This is a genomic window from Kitasatospora sp. NBC_01287 (genome assembly GCF_026340565.1).
Classification (GTDB): Bacteria; Actinomycetota; Actinomycetes; order Streptomycetales; family Streptomycetaceae; genus Kitasatospora.
In genome coordinates this window covers 692,240-711,689 of sequence record NZ_JAPEPB010000002.1, presented here as the reverse complement: position 1 = coordinate 711,689, position 19,450 = coordinate 692,240, and the positions used below count along the sequence as shown (strand labels likewise).

The following is a 19,450-nucleotide window of genomic DNA, read 5'->3' as shown; positions in this document are numbered from 1 at the left end:
CCTGGCCCGATGAAGAGATGAGGTTCCAGTGAGCGGCAACGAGAGCGCGGCGGACGCGGCGGGCGAGCCCATCGCGGTGATCGGCCTGGCCTGCCGGCTGCCGGGTGCGCCCGACCCGCAGGCGCTGTGGCGGCTGCTCAGCGAGGGGCGCCGCGCGGTCGGCGAGCGGCCCGCCGACCGCGCGGCCGGCCAGGGGACCGGCTCGGATACCGGCTCGGAGACCGGCTCGTGGGTCGGCCCTGGGACCGGCCCGGGGGCGCGGCAGCATCCAGGACTGCGGTTCGGCGGGTACCTGGAGGCGATCGACGGCTTCGATCCGGCGTTCTTCGGCATCTCGCCCCGCGAGGCCGCCGCGATGGACCCGCAGCAGCGCTTGGTGCTGGAGCTGAGCTGGGAGGCGGTCGAGGACGCCGGGCTGCTGCCGGCGGCGCTGCTCGGCGGGGCAACCGGGGTCTTCGTCGGCTCGATCGCCGACGAGTACGCGGCCCTCTCCCGCGCCGCCGGACCCGACCGCCACACGCTCACCGGCACCACCCGGGGGATCATCGCCAACCGGGTCTCCCACACGCTCGGGCTGCGCGGCCCGAGCATCGCGGTCGACACCGCGCAGTCCTCCTCGCTGGTCGCCGTCCACCTGGCCTGCGAGAGCCTGCGCCGGGGTGAGTCCACGCTGGCGCTGGCGGGCGGGGTGAACCTGATCGTCGACCCGGCCGGCAGCGACACGGTCGCCGAGTTCGGCGGGCTCTCCCCGGACGGGCACTGCTACACCTTCGACCGCCGGGCCAACGGCTACGTGCGCGGCGAGGGGGCCGGGCTGGTGCTGCTCAAGCCGCTGGCCGCCGCGCTCGCCGACGGGGACCGGGTGCGCGCCGTGATCCTGGGCAGCGCGGTGAACAACGACGGCGGCGGTGCGGGGCTCACCGTGCCGCGCGCCGAGGCGCAGGCCGAGGTGATCCGGCGGGCCTGCGCGGCGGCGGGTGTGGCGCCGGGTGAGCTGCAGTACGTGGAACTGCACGGCACGGGGACGCCCGTCGGCGATCCGCTGGAGGCGCGCGGGCTCGGGCTGGCCCGGTCGGTCGTGGATGTCGACGTTCCGGCGGACCTCGATGCGCCGGCGGGCCTTGATGTGCCGGCGGCCTTTGCTGTGCCGCAGGACCTCGACGTGCTGCAGGTGGGCTCGGTGAAGACCAACATCGGCCATCTGGAGGGTGCGGCGGGCATCGCCGGGCTGCTCAAGACCGTGCTCGCGGTCGACCGGCGCGAGCTGCCGGGCACCGTCGACCACGAGGAGCCCAACCCCGCGATCGACCTGGCCGGGTGGCGCCTGCGGGTGCGCACCGAGCACGGCCCGTGGCCGCGCTCGGAGGCACGGCGGCTGCTGGCGGGCGTCAGCTCCTTCGGCATGGGCGGCACCAACTGCCACGTCGTGCTGGGTGAGGCGCCGGCCCTGGCGCGACAGGAGTCTGACGATACGTCAGGTCCGCTGCTGCTCAGCGGTCGCGACGGCGCGGCGCTGCGCGGCCAGGCCGCGCGGCTGCACGCGGCGCTGGAGCGGTCGGCCGGGCCGGCGAACGGGCCCGCAGGCGGGCTGCCCGCCGGGCTGCCCGCCGGATTGGCGAGGGCCTTGGCTACCGGTCGGACGGCCTTCGCCGAGCGGGCCGCGATCACCGGTGTCACGGACGTGGCGGAACTGCGCGCCGCGCTGGCCGCGTTGGCCGAGGGCAGGCCCGCCGCCGGGCTCCGCGTCGGCGCGGCGCGCGCGGGTGCGGTGGCGTTCCTCTTCCCCGGCCAGGGCAGTCAGCGCCCGGGGATGGGCCTGCTGCCCGCCGAGCGCTCGCCCATCTGGCGCGAGGCGTTCGCGGAGGCCGCCGAGGCGCTCGCGCCGTGGCTGCCCGAGCCGATCGAGCGGGTGATCGCCGCCGAGCCCGGCAGCCCGCGCGCCGCGCTGCTCGACCGCACGGAGTACACCCAGCCCGCGCTCTTCGCGGTCGAGGTGGCCACCGCCCGTCATCTCGCCTCGCTCGGCGTGGTGGCCGACTTCGTCGCCGGGCACTCGATCGGCGAGGTCGCCGCCGCGCACCTCGCGGGCGTGCTGGACCTCGCCGACGCGGCTCGGCTGATCGCCGCGCGGGGCCGCCTGATGGGCGCGCTGCCGGCCGGCGGTGGCATGCTCGCCATCGGCGCGTCGGAGGCGGCGGTGGGTGAGCTGCTCGGTGAACTCGGTGAACTCGGTGAACTCGGTGGGTCCGGTGCGTCCGGTGCGTCCGGTGCGTCCGGTGCGGCGGTGGCCGTCGCGGCGGTGAACGGCCCGGCCGCCACGGTGTTGGCCGGGCCCGTGGAGCTGCTCGCCGAGGTGGCGGCAAAGGCGGCTGAACGCGAGCTCCGGACACGGTTGCTGACGGTCAGTCATGCCTTCCACTCGCCGCTGATGACGCCCATGTTGGACGCGTTCCGTGCCGAGCTGCGCGAGCTGTCCTTCGCACCGGCCCGGCTGCCGTTCGTCTCGACGGTGACCGGCGAACCGGCCGGTGCGGTGGACCCGGCGAACGCCGACGCGTACTGGGTGGACTACTGGGTGGAGCACGCCCGGCGGCCGGTGCGTTTCGCCGACGCCGTGCGCTGGTTGCACCGGGCGGGGGTGGGGGCGTTCGTCGAGGCCGGCCCTGGCACGGCGCTGAGCGGTCTCGGCCGGGAGATCACCGGCCCGACGGCGGCCCATCTCCCGGTGCTGGGCAAGGACGATGACCTGGACGGTGCGCTCGGCCGGCTCTTCACCGCGGGCGTGGCGGTGGACTGGCGGCGGGTGTTCCCCGGGGCCGGGGTGCCGCGGATCGACCTGCCCACCTACGCCTTCCAGCGCGAGCGGTACTGGATCGGGCAGCAGGAGCGCCCGCGGCGGACGGCGGCGGAGGCCGAGCCCGGCCGTGAGCCGGTCAGTGAGCCGGTCAGTGAGCCGGTCAGTGATCCGATCCGTGAGCTGGTCAGTGAGCTGGTCAGTGAGCCGGTCCGCCAGCCGGTCCGCGAACTGGCCTCGGGCCATGCGCCTTCGGACGGTGACCTCGACCGGCTGGTGCTCGCGGAGGTCGCGGCGGTGCTCGGCTTCGGCGATCCGGCACGGGTCGACCCGGGGGCCACCTTCAAGGACCTCGGGCTCGACTCGCTGGGCCTGGTCGAGCTGCGCGAGCGGCTGGGAGCCTCGCTCGGCCGGGAGTTGCCCGCCGACGCCCTCTTCAGCCACCCGACCGTCGCCGCGCTGACCGGGTTCCTGCGTGCCCCGGCCGCCCCGGAGTCCGCCGCCGAACCCACTGCTGCCGCTGTGGTGGTGGGGCGGTCGGAGGATCCGGTGGTGATCGTGGGGATGGGGTGCCGGTATCCGGGTGGGGTGTCCTCGCCGGAGGAGTTGTGGGATCTGGTGGCGCGTGGCGGGGATGCGACGGGGGAGTTCCCGACCGATCGCGGCTGGGACCTGGCGGCGCTCCACGCGGGTGCCTCGGCCACTCGGCGCGGCGGATTCCTGGACGACGTCGGCGAGTTCGACGCGGCCTTCTTCGGCATCTCGCCCCGCGAGGCGGCGGCGATGGATCCGCAGCAGCGGTTGCTGTTGCAGGTGACCTGGGAGGCGTTGGAGCGGGCGGGGATCGATCCGCTGTCGCTGAAGGACTCCGACGCCGGCGTCTTCATCGGCGCCAGCGCCTCGGACTACGCGCCGCGCCTGCACGAGGCTGCGGACGCCTCATCGGGCGGCTACCTGCTCACCGGATCGGCGATCAGTGTGGCGTCGGGGCGGATTGCGTATGTGTTGGGTTTGCGGGGTCGGGCGTTGACGGTGGATACGGCGTGTTCGTCGTCGTTGGTGGCGTTGGATCTGGCGGTGCGTGCGGTGCGGTCGGGTGAGTGTGGGTTGGCGGTTGCCGGCGGGGTGGCGGTGATGGCGTCGCCGGGGATGTTCGTGGAGTTTTCTCGGCAGGGTGGGTTGTCGGTGGATGGGCGGTGCCGGGCTTTTGGTGATGGTGCGGGTGGGACGGGTTGGGCGGAGGGTGTGGGGGTGGTGGTGGTCGAGCGGTTGTCGGTGGCTCGGCGGTTGGGGCATCGGGTGTTGGCGGTGGTGGCTGGTTCGGGGGTGAATCAGGATGGTGCGTCGAATGGTTTGACGGCTCCCAGTGGTCGGGCGCAGGTGGAGGTGATCGGTCGGGCTCTGGTGGATGCGGGGTTGGTGCCTGGTGATGTTGATGTGGTGGAGGCGCATGGGACGGGGACGGTGTTGGGGGATCCGATCGAGGCGCAGGCGTTGATCGGTGCGTATGGGGGTGGTGGTCGCGATGGTGGTGGTGGTCGTGGTGTGCCGTTGTTCGTGGGGTCGTTGAAGTCGAATATCGGGCATGCGCAGGCGGCTGCTGGTGTGGGTGGTGTGATCAAGGTGGTGGAGGCGTTGCGGCGGGGGGTGTTGCCGCGGACGTTGTTCGTGGAGGTGCCGTCGCGGCATGTGGGGTGGGAGGGTTCCGGGGTCGAGTTGTTGGGTCGGGAGCGGGAGTGGCCGCGGACGGGTCGGGTGCGTCGGGCGGGGGTGTCCTCGTTCGGGATCAGTGGGACCAACGCGCACGTGATCCTCGAACAAGCCCCTGAAGAAGCTGTGGTGACGGATGGTCAGAAGACCTTCGCGGCGCCGGAGTCGGCCCCGCGCCCGCCCGTTCTGCGCCCGCCCGTCCTGCTCTCCGCGACCGACGCCCCGGCCCTCGCCCGCCAGGCCGTCGCGCTGCTCGGGCACCTGGACCGCCACCCGGACGCCGACCCCCGCGACCTCGCGGCCGCCCTCGCCGCCCGCGCCCGGCACGCGCACGGGGCGGCGCTGCTCACCGAGGACGGCGGCACCCTGCGCGAGGCCCTCACCGCGCTGACCCGGGGCGAGGTGCACGACGCCCTGCTCACCGGCGAGCGGGTGGCCGGCCGGACGGTCTTCGTCTTTCCCGGGCAGGGCTCGCAGTGGCCCGCGATGGCGCGCGAACTGCTCGACTCCAGCGTGGAGTTCCGCGAGGCGATCGAGGCCTGTGCGGACGCTTTCGCCGCCTTCACCGACTGGGACCTGGTCGCCGTGCTGCGCGGCGAACCCGGCGCGCCGTCACTGGACCGGGTGGATGTCGTGCAGCCCGCGCTCTTCGCCGTGATGGTCTCGCTGGCCGCGCTCTGGCGCGCTGCGGGCGTCCACCCGGACGCCGTGGTCGGCCACTCGCAGGGCGAGATCGCCGCCGCCCACGTGGCCGGCGTGCTCTCGCTGCGGGACGCCGCCAAGCTGGTCACGCTGCGCAGCCGCGCGCTGGTCGGCCTCGCGGGCGGTGGCGGCATGGTCTCCGTCGCGCTCGCCGCCGACGCGCTGGCCCCGCTCCTCGCCGAGCACGCGGGCGCCTTGGAGGTCGCCGTGCGCAACGGCCCCGCCGCCACCGTCGTGGCCGGGGACGAGGCAGCCCTCGCCGAGCTGCTCGCGTGGTGCGAGCGGGAGGGCGTGCGGGCCCGGCGGATCCCGGTCGACTACGCCTCGCACACCCGCCATGTCGAGCCGCTGCGCGAGGAGTTGCTGCGGATCGCCGCTGACCTCACCCCGAAGGCGGCGACCGTCGCCTACTACTCGGGCGCGACCGGCGAGCGGATCGAGGACACCCGCACGCTCGACGCCGAGTACTGGTACCGCAACCTGCGGGACACGGTTCGCTTCGAGGCCGCCGTGCACGGCCTGCTCGACGCGGGCCACCGCCGTTTCGTCGAGGTCAGCCCGCACCCGGTGCTGACCTACGCGCTCGGCGACATCCTCGCCGAGCGCGAGGTGCGGGCCGTGACCACCGGCACCCTGCGCCGCGACGGCGGCGGCCCGGCGGGCTTCCACCGCGCGCTGGCGGCCGCCGAGTTGGGCGGCGTCCCGGTGGGCTGGGCCGCCACCGCGCAGATCGCCCTGCCGGCCGAGCAGCCGCCGACCTACCGGTTCGCCACCGACCGCTACTGGTCCGTGCCGCGGCCGAGCCGCCAGGCGGGCGCGGGCCTGGGCCAGGACCGGCAGCGGCACCCGCTGCTGCACGAGCTGGTCCCGCTGGCCGAAGGCGGCGGCCTGCTGCTGACCGGACGGCTGGACCTGCGGACCGAACCGTGGCTCGCCGACCACCTGGTCCTCGGCACCGTCCTGCTCCCTGGCACGGCCTTCGCCGAACTCGCCCTGCGGGTCGGCACATTGCTCGACGGCGCCGAGGTGCGCGAGCTCACCGTGCTCGCGCCGCTGGTGCCAGGCGCCGGCCAGGCCGCCGAACTCCAGCTGCTGGTCGGCGAGCCGGACGGGCAGGGCCTGCGGACGCTGCAGGTGCACGCGCGCCCCGACGGGGGCGGGCCGTGGACCCGGCACGCCACCGCGCTGCTGGCGCCCCCGGTTGTGGTGCCCGTCGCGGCCGCCACCGAGCTGTCCACCACCGAGCTGGCCGCCGCCTGGCCGCCGCCCGGGGCCACGGCGGTGGAGCTCGCCGACCTCTACCGCGACCTGTACGCGCGGGGGTACGACTACGGCCCCGCCTTCCAGGGCCTGACGGCCGCCTGGCGGTCCGGCGGACGGCTGTACGCCGAGATCGCGCCGGTCGAGGAGACCGCGGCGGCCGAGGGCTTCGCCCTGCACCCCGCCCAGTTGGACGCCGCGCTGCACCCCGTGGTCGGCGGCCTGCTGGCGGATCCGGACCCCGACCCGGACGCGGCCGGGCAGCCGAGCCGGCCATTGCTGCCCTTCGCCTTCGAGGGACTGCGCCTGCTCGGCGCGGGCCACGGCGGCGGCGCGCTGCGGGTGGTGATCGAACCGTTGGCGGGCGACCGGTTCCGGTTCGCCTTCGCCGACGAGCGGGGTGCGCCGCTCGCCGAGATCGCCTCGCTCGCGTTCCGCCCGGTCGACCCCGCCCGGCTGCTGGGCGCCACGCCCGCCGCGGTCCACCGGATCGACTGGGTGCCGGCGCCCGAGGCGGGCGCCCCCGCCGGCTCGCTCGCGCTGCTCACCGGGTTGGGCGACCCCGGCTTGGTCACCGGTGCGCCCAGGGCCGCCGACTCGCTGGAGGAGCTGCTCGCCGCCGGGCCGGTGCCCGAGACGGTGCTGGTGCCCGTCGGCGGGCACGCCTCGCGAGGCCCGGTGGCGGACGCCCACGCCTGGACCGCCGCCGTTCTGGACCTGGTCCAGCGCTGGCTGGCCGAACCGGCGCTGTCCGCCACCCGGCTCCAGTTCGTGCTGCCCGTCGACGACCTGGCGGCCGGGGCAGTGCGGGGCCTGGTGCGGGGCGCCGCTGCCGAGCACCCGGACCGGTTCGGTCTCACCGCCGTGGACGCGCCCACGGCGGTCAGGGCGCTCGTCGCCCACCTCACCGAGCGGGAGAGCGAGATCCGCGAAGGAGCGCTCCTGGTACCGAGGCTGACGGTCCACCAGCTGCCCGAGCGGGGGGACGGGGGAGCGCCGGGCGCCGAACCGGGCACCGCGCTGATCACCGGTGGCACCGGCGCGCTCGGCGCGATCGTGGCCCGCCACCTCGCCGCGCGGCCCGCCGCGCCGCACCTGCTGCTGGTCAGCCGCTCCGGCCAGGCGGCACCCGGCGCGGCCGACCTCGCCGCCGAACTGCGCGCGGCCGGGGCCCAGGTCACCGTCGCCGCCTGCGATGTCACCGATCGTGCCGCGCTGGCCGAGCTGCTCGCGACCGTCCCGCCGCGGCGACCGCTGCGCTCGGTGATCCACACCGCCGGGGTGCTCGCGGACGCCACCGTCGCCGATCTGACGCCCGATCAACTCGCGGCGGCCCTGCGGCCCAAGGTGGACGCGGCCTGGCTGCTGCACGAGTTGACGCGTGATCAGGAGCTGGTCGAGTTCGTGCTCTTCTCCTCGGCGGTGGGCACCCTCGGAGTGCCCGGACAGGCCAACTACGCCGCCGGGAACGCCTTCCTGGACGCGCTCGCCGCGCATCGCCGCGCCGCCGGCCTGCCCGCCACCGCGCTCGCCTGGGGCCTGTGGGAGGAGACCGGCGCTCTGACCGGTCACCTCGGTGCCGCGGACCGCGCCCGGCTGGCCCGGTACGGCATCGGTCCGGTGCCCACCGCGCTGGCCCTGGACGTGCTGGACCGGGTGACGGGCGAACCGCACCTGGTGCCGCGTCAGGCACTGGTGGTCTCCCCGTGGGACGAGGCCGTGCTGCGGGCGGAGGCCGCCGCCGGGCGGTTGTCGACGCTCTTCGCCGGGCTGGTCCGACTGCCCGCCGTCCAGCAGCGGGCCGGGGCCGGGAAAGGGGCCTGGGGGCGGCGGTTGGCCGCCGTGCCGCCGCAGGAGCGGCCGCGCACCGTCACCGCGCTGCTGCGGGAGCAGATCGCCCAGGTGCTCGGCCACCAGCAGGCCGACGTGGTGCCGGCCGAACGGGCCTTCAAGGAGCTGGGGTTCGACTCGCTCACCGCCATCGAGCTGCGCAACCGCCTCAACGCGCTGACCGGGCTGGCGCTGCCGGCGACCGTCGTCTTCGAGTACCCCACCGTCGCCGAGCTCGCCGGGCACCTGGTGGCCGCGCTCACCGCACCCGCGCCGGCACCCGCCGCCGAGTCCGCCGCCGAACCGGCTGCCGCTGCTGTGGTGGTGGGGCGGTCGGAGGATCCGGTGGTGATCGTGGGGATGGGGTGCCGGTATCCGGGCGGGGTGTCCTCGCCGGAGGAGCTGTGGGATCTGGTGGCGCGCGGCGGGGACGCGACGGGGGAGTTCCCGACCGACCGCGGCTGGGACCTGGAGGCGCTCTACCACCCCGACCCCGAGCACCGCGGCACGACCTACACCAAGCGCGGCGGATTCCTCTACGACGCGGGGGAGTTCGACGCCGACTTCTTCGGCATGAGCCCGCGCGAGGCGCTGGCCACCGACCCGCAGCAGCGGTTGCTGTTGCAGGTGACCTGGGAGGCGCTGGAGCGGGCGGGGATCGATCCGCTGTCGCTGAAGGACTCCGACACCGGCGTCTTCATCGGCGCGATGTACGACGACTACGGCTCCCGGCTGCGCAGCGTGCCCGAGGAGGTGGAGGGCCTGCTGCTGGCCGGCAGTGAGTCCAGTGTGGCGTCGGGGCGGATTGCGTATGTGTTGGGTTTGCGGGGTCGGGCGTTGACGGTGGATACGGCGTGTTCGTCGTCGTTGGTGGCGTTGGATCTGGCGGTGCGTGCGGTGCGGTCGGGTGAGTGTGGGTTGGCGGTTGCTGGTGGGGTGGCGGTGATGGCGTCGCCGGGGATGTTCGTGGAGTTTTCTCGGCAGGGTGGGTTGTCGGTGGATGGGCGGTGCCGGGCTTTTGGTGATGGTGCGGGTGGGACGGGTTGGGCGGAGGGTGTGGGGGTGGTGGTGGTCGAGCGGTTGTCGGTGGCTCGGCGGTTGGGGCATCGGGTGTTGGCGGTGGTGGCTGGTTCGGGGGTGAATCAGGATGGTGCGTCGAATGGTTTGACGGCTCCCAGTGGTCGGGCGCAGGTGGAGGTGATCGGTCGGGCTCTGGTGGATGCGGGGTTGGTGCCTGGTGATGTTGATGTGGTGGAGGCGCATGGGACGGGGACGGTGTTGGGGGATCCGATCGAGGCGCAGGCGTTGATCGGTGCGTATGGGGGTGGTGGTCGCGATGGTGGTGGTCGCGATGGTGGTGGTGGTCGTGGTGTGCCGTTGTTCGTGGGGTCGTTGAAGTCGAATATCGGGCATGCGCAGGCGGCTGCTGGTGTGGGTGGTGTGATCAAGGTGGTGGAGGCGTTGCGGCGGGGGGTGTTGCCGCGGACGTTGTTCGTGGAGGTGCCGTCGCGGCATGTGGGGTGGGAGGGTTCCGGGGTCGAGTTGTTGGGGCGGGAGCGGGAGTGGCCGCGGACGGGTCGGGTGCGTCGGGCTGGGGTGTCCTCGTTCGGGATCAGTGGGACCAACGCGCACGTGATCCTCGAACAAGCCCCCGAGGAAACCGTGCTGACCGAGACCTCCGCTCCGGCGAGCGCACCCGTCGACGAGGCGCGCGCGGTCCCGCTGCTGCTCGCCGCGAAGAGTGGCGCCGCGCTGCGCGCCCAGGCCGGCGCCCTGCACGCCGCCCTCACCGCCGCGACCGGGGTCGCGAGCGGGCCCACCGAACTGGTCGACCTCGGCCACACGCTGGCCCGGCGGGCCCGCCTGGCGGAGCGCGCCGTGGTCCACGCGGCCACCCTGGACGAGGCGTTGGCCGCCCTCGCCGCCGTCCGCGACGGCGAGCGCCACCCGCTGGCCGTGGTCGGCCGGGCCCGCCCCGAGCGCCGGCTGGCCGCGCTCTTCTCCGGACAGGGCTCCCAACGCATCGGCATGGGTGCCGAGTTGCTGCGCACCTCGGAGCCGTACGCGCGGGCGTTCGACGAGGTCGCCGCCGTGCTCGACCCGCTGGTCGGCACCGGGCTGCGCGCGCTCGTCGAGAGCGGTGCCGAGGAGCTGCGGCAGACCCGCTTCGCCCAGCCCGCCCTCTTCGCGGTCGAGACCGCGCTGTACCGGCTGGCGCAGGAGTCCGGCCTGCGCCCCGACTTCCTGATCGGTCACTCGGTCGGCGAGGTCGCCGCCGCGCACGTGGCGGGTGTCCTCGACCTGGCCGACGCCTGCGCGCTGGTGGCCGCCCGGGGCCGGTTGATGCAGTCGGCGCCCGCCGGGGCGATGGCCGCCTTCGAGGCGAGCGAGGCCGAGGCGGCCGAACTGATCGCGGCAGTGGACGGGGCAGTGGACGGGGCGGTGGAGCTGGCGGCCGTCAACGGCCCGGCCGCGCTGGTGCTCTCCGGCGAGGCCACCGTGCTGGACCAGTTGGTCGCGCGGTGGAAGGCGCGGGGACGCAAGGCCACCCGGCTCCGGGTGGAGCACGCCTTCCACTCCTCCCGGATGGAGCCGGTGCTCGCCGAGTTCCGCCAGGCGCTGGCCGGGCTCAGCTTCGCCGAGCCCGCGGTGCCGATCATCTCCACCGTCACCGGCCGCCCGGCGCTCGCCGGCGAGTTGTCGGAGCCGGAGTACTGGGTCCAGCAGGTCCGGCGGCCGGTCCGGTTCCTCGACGCCGTCCGGGCCGCCCAGGAGCTGGGGGTGACCTGCTTCGCGGAGTTCGGGCCGGACGGCGCGCTGGCGGCGCTGGTGCCCCAGGGCGACACCCCGGACGAGGCGGTCGCGGTGGCGCTGCTGCGACCCGGGCGCCCGGAAGAGGAGACGGTGCGGACGGCGTTCGCCCGCCTGCACGTCGCGGGCGTACCGGTGGAGTTCGGCGCGAGCTTCGCCGGCGCCCGCCTGGTGGACCTGCCGGTCTACCCGTTCCAGACCCGGCGCTACTGGCTCCAGTCGGCCGAGGATCCGGCGCCGGGGCGGGCCGACGCCTTCGGGATCGAGGCCTCGGCCCATCCGCTGCTCCCCGGCTCCGTCGAACTGCCGGACGGTGGTGTGCTGTTCACCGGCACGCTGGAGCTCGGCCGGCAGCCGTGGCTGGCCGAGCACCGGATCGACGGGCGGGTGCTGCTCCCGGCCGCGGTGCTGATCGAACTCGCGCTGGCCGCCGGGGCGGTGGTCGGGCGCACGGAACTGCGCGAGCTGCTGCTGAGCGAGCCGCTGGAGCCGGCGGCGGACCGCGCGGTGCCGGTGCAGGTGGCGGTCGCGGCGGACGGAGCCCTGACGGTGCGGGCGCGCGGCGGCGCGGACGGGCAGTGGCGCACCCACGCGACCGGCGCGCTGGCCGCGCCGCCGCAGGCCGGTGGGCTCCAGTCGCAGCCCCAGCCCCAGCCCCAGCCGCAGCCGCAGCCCTGGCCGGAGGAGGCGCGCCGCCTCGACGGCGACGGGCCCGGCGCGGCGTACGCGTCGCTGGCGGCCGCCGGCTACGACTACGGCCCGGCGTTCCAAGGGCTGCGCGCGGCCTGGGAGGCGGCGGGGGAGCTGCTCGCCGAGGTCGGGCCGACCCCGGCGGTCCGCGCCGGCACCGGGCCCTACGGCCTGCACCCGGCGCTGCTGGACGCCGCCCTGCACGTGCTGCCGCTGTACGGTCTCGGCGGCCCCCGGCTGGTCCCGTACGCCGTGGAGGGGGTGCGGCTGCACGCCCCCGGCTCCGCCCCGGTCCGGGCGCGGCTCACGCCGGTGGCCGACCAGTGCTACCGGGTGGAGCTGACCGACCAGGCGGGCGCCGCGGTGCTGACGGTGGAGCGGCTGCGCCTGCGGGCACTGCCGTCCGGGGCCGGGCTGCACCGGCTGGAGTGGCGGCCGGTGCCGGTGCCGCAGCCGGTCTCGCTTTCTGCGGCAGGAGCCGGGACCGGGGCCGAGGTCCTGCGGGTCCGTGTCGAGGATCCCTACGAGGCGGCCGAGTTGGCCCGCGCCACGCTGCTCGCGCGGCTGGCCGAACCGGACGCCGCGGCTGCCCCGCTCGTCCTGGTGACGGACGCGCGAGCGGGCCGGGATCCGCACGCGCACCCCGCCACGGCGGCGCTGTGGGGCCTGGTCCGGGCCGCGCAGGCCGAGCACCCGGGCCGGTTCGCGCTGGTGCACGCCGACCCGGGCGCCGAGGACGGGCTGCTCGCGGCCGTCGGCGCGGCGCACCCGCAGGCCCTCGTGGCCACCGATGTGGGCGGCACGGGCGGCACGGGCGGCACGGGTGAGGCGGACGGCGCGGACGGCTCCGCCTGGGAGGTGCGGATACCCGCACCGGTCCTCGTCACGGACGCCGCGCCCGAGCCGGCGGCCCCCGTCCACCACTGGCCGCGCGGCCTCGCCGGCGGCACCGTCCTGATCACCGGCGGCACCGGCGCGCTCGGCCGGCTGACGGCACGGCACCTGGTGACCCGCCACGGGATCCGGAACCTGGTGCTGGTGAGCCGGCGCGGCCCCGCGCACCCGGCCGCGACCGCCATCGTGGCCGAACTGGCCGGGCTGGGTGCCCGGGCCGAGGTCCGGGCCTGCGAGCTGGCCGACCGGGCCGCCGTCGCCGCGTTGCTGGCCGAGCTGCCCGCGCCGCTCGCCGCCGTCGTGCACGCGGCCGGCATCGCCCAGGACGGCGTGCTCGAAGGCCTCACCGCCGAGACCCTGCGGCAGACCCTGGACGCCAAGGTCGGCGCCGCCCAGCACCTGGACGAACTCACCCGGACGGCGGAGCTGGACGCCTTCGTGCTCTACGGCTCGGTCGCGGGCGTGCTCGGCACGGCCGGGCAGGCCGCCTACTGCGCCGCGAACGCCGCGCTCGAAGGGATCGCCCGCCGCCGCCGCGCGGCCGGGAGCCCGGCGACGGCCCTGCACTGGGGCCTGTGGGACCTCGATGCCGGTCTGGCCGCCGCGCTCGGGGAACGCGACCTGGCCCGGCTCGACCGCGCCGGCATCCGGCCGATGGCCGCCGCCGACGCCTTGGCGCTGTTCGACCGCGCGCTGCGACTGGACCTGCCGGCGCTGATCGCGGCCGACCTGGGCCGCCCCGCACCCACCCGCGCGCCGCTGCCGCGCCCGACCGGCACGGCGCCGGGCACCGCGACCGCCGACCCGACCGCCACCTCGACCGCCGACCCGCGTGTCGTGGACCCGCGTGTCGTGGACCCGCGCGCCGTGGACCCCGCCCGGATCGTGCTGGACGCCATCGCGGATGTGCTCGGCCACGACCGGGGGGCCGCGCTCGACCCCGAGCGGGCCTTCAGCGACCTCGGCTTCGACTCGCTCACCGCCGTCGAGCTGCGCAACCGGCTCAACGCCGACCTGGGCCTGCGGCTGCCGGGAGCCGTCGTCTTCGACCACCCCAACGCCGCCGCGCTGATCGGCTTCGTGGCCGCGCAGCTGCGGCCGGAGCCGCGCGCGGTCGAGGCGGCCGCCGCCCCGGCCGGCGGTGCCCTCGCCGGCCCCGGTGCGTCGGACGATCCGATCGCCATCGTCGGCATGGCCTGCCGCTTCCCCGGTGAGGTCCGCTCTCCCGCCGACTTCTGGCAGCTGCTGGTCTCCGGGACCGACGCGATCACCGAGTTCCCCACCGACCGCGGCTGGGATCCGGAGCTGTTCCACCCGGACCCCGCCCACCCGGGGACCTCGTCCACCCGGTTCGGCGGATTCCTGCACGACGCGGCCGAGTTCGACCCGGCCTTCTTCGGCATCAGCCCGCGCGAGGCACTGGCGGTGGACCCGCAGCAGCGCCTGCTGCTGGAGACCGCCTGGGCGGCGGCCGAGGACGCCGGCATCGACCCGACCACGCTGCGCGGCACCGACGCCGGGGTGTTCGTCGGGGTGATGTACGCCGACTACGGCGCCAGGCTGCACCAACGCCCGGGATCCGCGAAGGAGTTGGAGGGCTATCTGGTCAGCGGCAGTGCCGGCAGTGTGGCCTCCGGGCGGGTCGCCTACTCGCTCGGCCTGCAGGGGCCCGCGGTGACCGTGGACACCGCCTGCTCCTCCTCCCTGGTGGCGCTGCACCAGGCGGCGCAGGCGCTGCGGCTGGGCGACTGCTCGCTGGCGCTGGTCGGCGGTGCGACCGTGATGGCCAGCCCGGCCACCTTCGTCGAGTTCAGCCGCCAGCAGGGGCTGGCGGCCGACGGGCGCTGCAAGCCCTTCGCCGCCGCCGCCGACGGCACCGCCTGGGGCGAGGGCGTGGGGCTGCTGGTCCTGGAGCGGCTCTCCGACGCCCGCCGCAACGGGCACCGGGTGCTCGCCGTGGTGCGCGGCTCCGCCGTCAACCAGGACGGTGCGAGCAACGGCCTCACCGCGCCCAACGGCCCGGCCCAGCAGCGGGTGATCCAGCGGGCGCTGGCGTCGGCCGGACTGGGCCCCGCCGAGGTGGACGTGCTGGAGGCGCACGGGACCGGGACCCGGCTCGGCGACCCGATCGAGGCCGGCGCGGTGCTGAGCGCCTACGGCAGCGCGCGCGACGCGGACGACCCGCTGCTGATGGGCTCGGTGAAGTCGAACATCGGCCACACCCAGGCCGCCGCCGGCGTGGCCGGGATCATCGCGATGGTGCAGGCGATGCGGCACGGCACGGTGCCCGGCACCCTGCACCTGGACCGGCCCTCGGAGCACGTGGACTGGTCGGCGGGCACGGTCGTGGTGCCCACCGGGCCGACCCCGTGGCCGCGCCGGGACCGGCCGCGGCGGGCGGCCGTCTCCTCGTTCGGGATCAGCGGCACCAACGCGCACGTGATCCTCGAACAGGGCACCGACACCGAGCCGTTGGCGGCTCTGGAGTCGACTGCCGGGCCGACGACCGGGCCGACGGTTGGTCGGGCCGTCCCCTGGGTGCTGAGCGCCCGCACCCCCGACGCGCTGCGCGAGCAGGCCCGGCGGCTGCGCGAGTTCGTCTCGGCCGACGGCGGAGCGGGCGATGCCGATCTCGCGCTCTCGCTGGCCACCACCAGGACCGCCTTCGAGCACCGGGCGGTCGTGGTCGGCCGCGACCGGTCCGAACTGCTCGCCGGGCTCGACCTGCTGGCCGATGCCGCTCCGCGGGCCGGAACCGACCCGCTGACCAGCGGCGGCCGGGCGGCCGCGGAGGGCTTCCCGATCGTGGTCAGCGGGAGCACGGTGCCCGGTGGCACGGCGGTGCTGCTGACCGGGCAGGGCAGCCAGCGGGTCGGGATGGGCGGCGCGCTGCGCGCGGCCTTCCCGGTGTACGCGGCGGCCTTCGACGAGGTCGCCGAACTGCTGCGCGAGCGTGAGGGGTTGGAGCTCGCTGCGGTGCTGGAGGCGGACGGCGGCGAGCTGGACGGGACCCGCTACGCCCAGGCGGCGCTGTTCGCCGTCGAGGTGGCGCTCTTCCGGCTGCTGGAGTCCTGGGGCCTGCCCGCCGGGCCGCTCGCCGGCCACTCGGTCGGCGAACTGGCGGCCGCTCACCTGAGTGGCGCGCTGAGCCTGCCGGAGGCGGTCGCGCTGGTCGGGGTCCGGGGCCGGCTGATGCAGCAACTGCCGCCGGGCGGCTCCATGGTGGCCGTCCAGGCGGATCAGGCGGCGGTCGAGGCGGCGCGGGCGCGGATCGGGGCCGAGGTGGACATCGCCGCCGTCAACACGCCCTCCTCGGTGGTCCTCTCCGGCGAGTCCGAGCAGGTGGCCCGGCTCGCCGCCGAGTTGGCCGGACTCGGGCACCGCACCCGCCCGCTCACCGTCAGCCACGCCTTCCACTCCGCGCTGATGGACCCGGTGCTGCCCGCCTTCCGCGCCGAGGTCGACGGGCTCGCGCTCGCCGAGGGCGCGGCGGACCGACCCGTGGTCTCCACCCTGACCGGACGCGAGGCCGCGCCGGCGGACCTCGCCTCGACCGGCCACTGGAGCGAGCAACTGCGGGGCACCGTCCGGTTCGCGGACGCGCTCACGCGGCTGCGCGAACTCGGGGTCGGCCGCTTCCTGGAGCTCGGCCCGGACGCCGCGCTCACCGCGCTGGTCGAGCAGAGCGAGCTGGGCCCGCAGACCGTGGCGCTGTCCGCGCTGGACCGGCGCCGGGAGGATGTGGCGGCCCTCTGGTCCTTCGTCGCCCGTGCGCACGTGGCAGGGGTCCCCTGGGACTGGCGGGCGCTGCTCGGCGAGGGGGCACGCACCGTGCCGCTGCCGACCTACGCGTTCGAGCGGGAGCGGCTCTGGCTGCTGCCGCCCGCCCCCGAAGCGGGCGGCGACGCGCACGGCCTGGGCGCCGACGAGCCGGGCCACCCGCTGCTCGCGGCACGGATCGCCGACCCGGACGCCGACCACGCGGTCTACACCGGACTGCTCTCACTGCGCCGCCTGCCCTGGCTGGCCGAGCACGCCCTGCACGGCACTCCGGTGCTGCCCGCGGCGGCGCTGGTCGAGCTGCTGGCCCGCCTGGCCGAGCGGCACGGGCGGCCGGGCCTGACCGAACTGTCGTTGCACGCACCGCTGGTGATCGAGGAGGCGGCCGAACTGCGCCTGCGGGTCACCGTGAGCGGAGCGGAGGCGCGGGTGCACGCGGCGGCTGCCGACGCGCCGTGGACACTGCACGCGCGGGCGCTGCTCGCCGAGCCGGGTGAGCTGCTGGACCCGGGCGAGTTGGGTGAGCCGGGTGAGCCGGGTGAGCCGGGTGAGCCGGGCGAGGCGGACCGGCCGGCCGACGCGCGTCCGGTGCCACTGGCGGGCGCCTACGCCGCGTTGGCCGAGCAGGGCTACGGCTACGGGCCGGCCTTCCAGGGGCTGCGGGCGCTCTGGCGTGGCGAGCAGGCGCTCTACGCGGAGGTGGAGTTGGGCGAGGCGGTCACCGGGGCGGCGCGTCCCGCCGCGCTGCTGGACGCCGCGCTGCACGCCTGGCCCGCCGCCGCGCTCGGGTCGCCGGCCGCCGAGCGGTTCGACGTCCCGGTGAGCTGGCACGGTGTCAGGCTGCACCAGGGGCCCACCGGGTCGCTGCGGGTGCGGATCACGCCGACCGGTGAGGCGGCGTTCGCGCTCGCCGTCACCGACGCGGCCGGCGCCCCCGTGCTCACCGCCGAGGAAGTGCGGTTGCGTCCGCTGGACCGCGCGGCGCTCGGCGGGGGCGGCGCGGGGCGGCTCTACGAGGTGCGCTGGGAGGAGGAGGCGCAACCGGCTCCGCGCGCGGCGGACATCGCCGGCACGGCTGACTCGGCGGACCCGGCTGACGCGACGGACGCGACGGGTGAGCCCACCGTCGTCACCGTCGACCACGGGGACGTCCGGGCCAACCTACGCGAGGCCCGCCGCCTGCTGCTCGACCTGCCGGAGTCGCGGCACCTGGTCCTGGTCACCAGCGGCGCGGTCGCCGCGCTGCCCGGCGATGCCCTGCCCGGGCTCGACCAGGCGCCGCTCTGGGGCCTGGTGCGAACCGCGCAGCAGGAGTACCCGGGCCGGGTGAGCGTCATCGACACGGACGGCACGCCGGCCTCTGCCACCGCGCTGGGGCGATGGGCGGCCGCTCACCCCGGGCAGCTCGCGGTGCGCGACGGCCGCGCCTACCGGCCGCGACTGCGCCCGGTCACCACGCAGGCCACCAGCGGTGGAAGCCCGCTGGGCACCGTGCTGGTCACCGGCGCGGGTGGCGCGCTCGGCTCGGCCGTGGCCCGGCACCTGGTCACCGCGCACGGTGTCCGGCGCCTGCTGCTGGTGAGCCGCCGCGGCGCGGCCGATCCGGCGCTGCGCGCGCTGGCCGAGGAGCTGGGCGAGGAGCTGGGCGGGGAGCTGGGCGGGGAGTCGGGCGAGCGCGCCGAGGTCCGCACCGCCGCCTGCGACCTGGCGGACGCCTCGGCGGTCGAACGCCTGGTGGCCGGAATCGAGGACGGCCCCATCGCCGTGCTGCACGCGGCCGGGGTGCTGGACGACGCCGTGCTGGCCAATCTGACGGATGATCAACTCGACCGGGTGCTGCGGCCCAAGGCGGACGCGGCACGCAATCTCCACGAGGCGACGCTCGGACGGGAGTTGACCGCCTTCGTGCTCTTCTCCTCGGTCGCCGGGGTGCTGGGCAACGCGGGCCAGGCCGCCTACGCGGCGGCCAACGCCTACCTGGACGCGCTCGCCGCGCACCGCCGCGCCGCCGGACTGCCCGGCACCTCGCTCGCCTGGGGGCTCTGGGAGGACGGTCCGCAGGGTGAGGGCGCCGGGCTGGCCGCCGGCCTCGCCGCGCCGTCCCGGGCCCGGATCGAGCGGCTGGGCATCCGCCCGCTGGCCCGCGCCGCCGGGCTCGACCTGCTCGACCAGGCGCTCGGGCTCGGCCCGGACCACGACCTGCTGGTGCCGGTGCGCTTCGACCGGGCGGCGCTGGCCCGGCGCGGTGCCGAACTGCCCTCGCTGCTCGCCGACCTGGTGCCGCGCACGGCCGCGGCCACCGGGCCTGCTGCCGGGCCTGTTGCCGGGCCCGCCACCGGCTCGGTGGCCGACCCGGCCGACCCGGCCCAGGCGCCGGTCGTCCAGCGCCTGGCGGGCCTCGACCCGGCCGGGACGGCGGAGGCGGTGGCCGCCCTGGTGCGCGGCGCGGTCGCCGAGGTGCTCGGCCTGGGCTCGGGCGCCGCGGTGCCGGAGGACCGCGGCCTGTTCGACCTCGGTCTCGACTCGCTCACCGCGATCGAGCTGCGCAACCGCCTCGGCGCGGAGCTGGCCCAGCGGCTGCCCACCACCGTGCTCTTCGACCATCCCACCGTGCGGGCGCTCACCGCTCACCTGGTGGACCTGCTGGCCGCCGCCCGCCCCGCGTACGACCGGGCCGCGCTCGGCCGGTGGGTCACCGGTGCGGCGGCCTTGGACCGGTCCGACCGGCAGCGGGCCGAGCTGGTGGCCGCCCTGCGCTCCGCCCTCGACGAACTGACGGAGCCTCAGGAGCCGCTCGGCGCCGCGGAGCCGGCCTTTGGGATGGATTCAGCCTCCGATGATGAGCTGTTCGGGCTGCTGGATCGCGAACTCAGCGACTGACCCCCGCGGCCGGCTGCCGCGGCTCGACCCCGGTGACCGACCCCGCGGCGCCACGCCGCGGCCCGATCCCCGCGACCGACGCGCGGCCTGCCGCCGCGT

The 19,450-nt window shown here is 76.3% G+C and carries 1 protein-coding gene; it reads left to right on the top strand.

Annotation, left to right across the window (positions count from 1 at the left end):
- Positions 1-28 precede the first annotated feature (28 nt).
- On the top strand, positions 29-19,351 hold the full coding sequence (locus OG455_RS40025) for a type I polyketide synthase (protein WP_266301687.1): 19,323 nt from the start codon (positions 29-31) through the stop codon (positions 19,349-19,351).
- Positions 19,352-19,450: the final 99 nt, after the last annotated feature.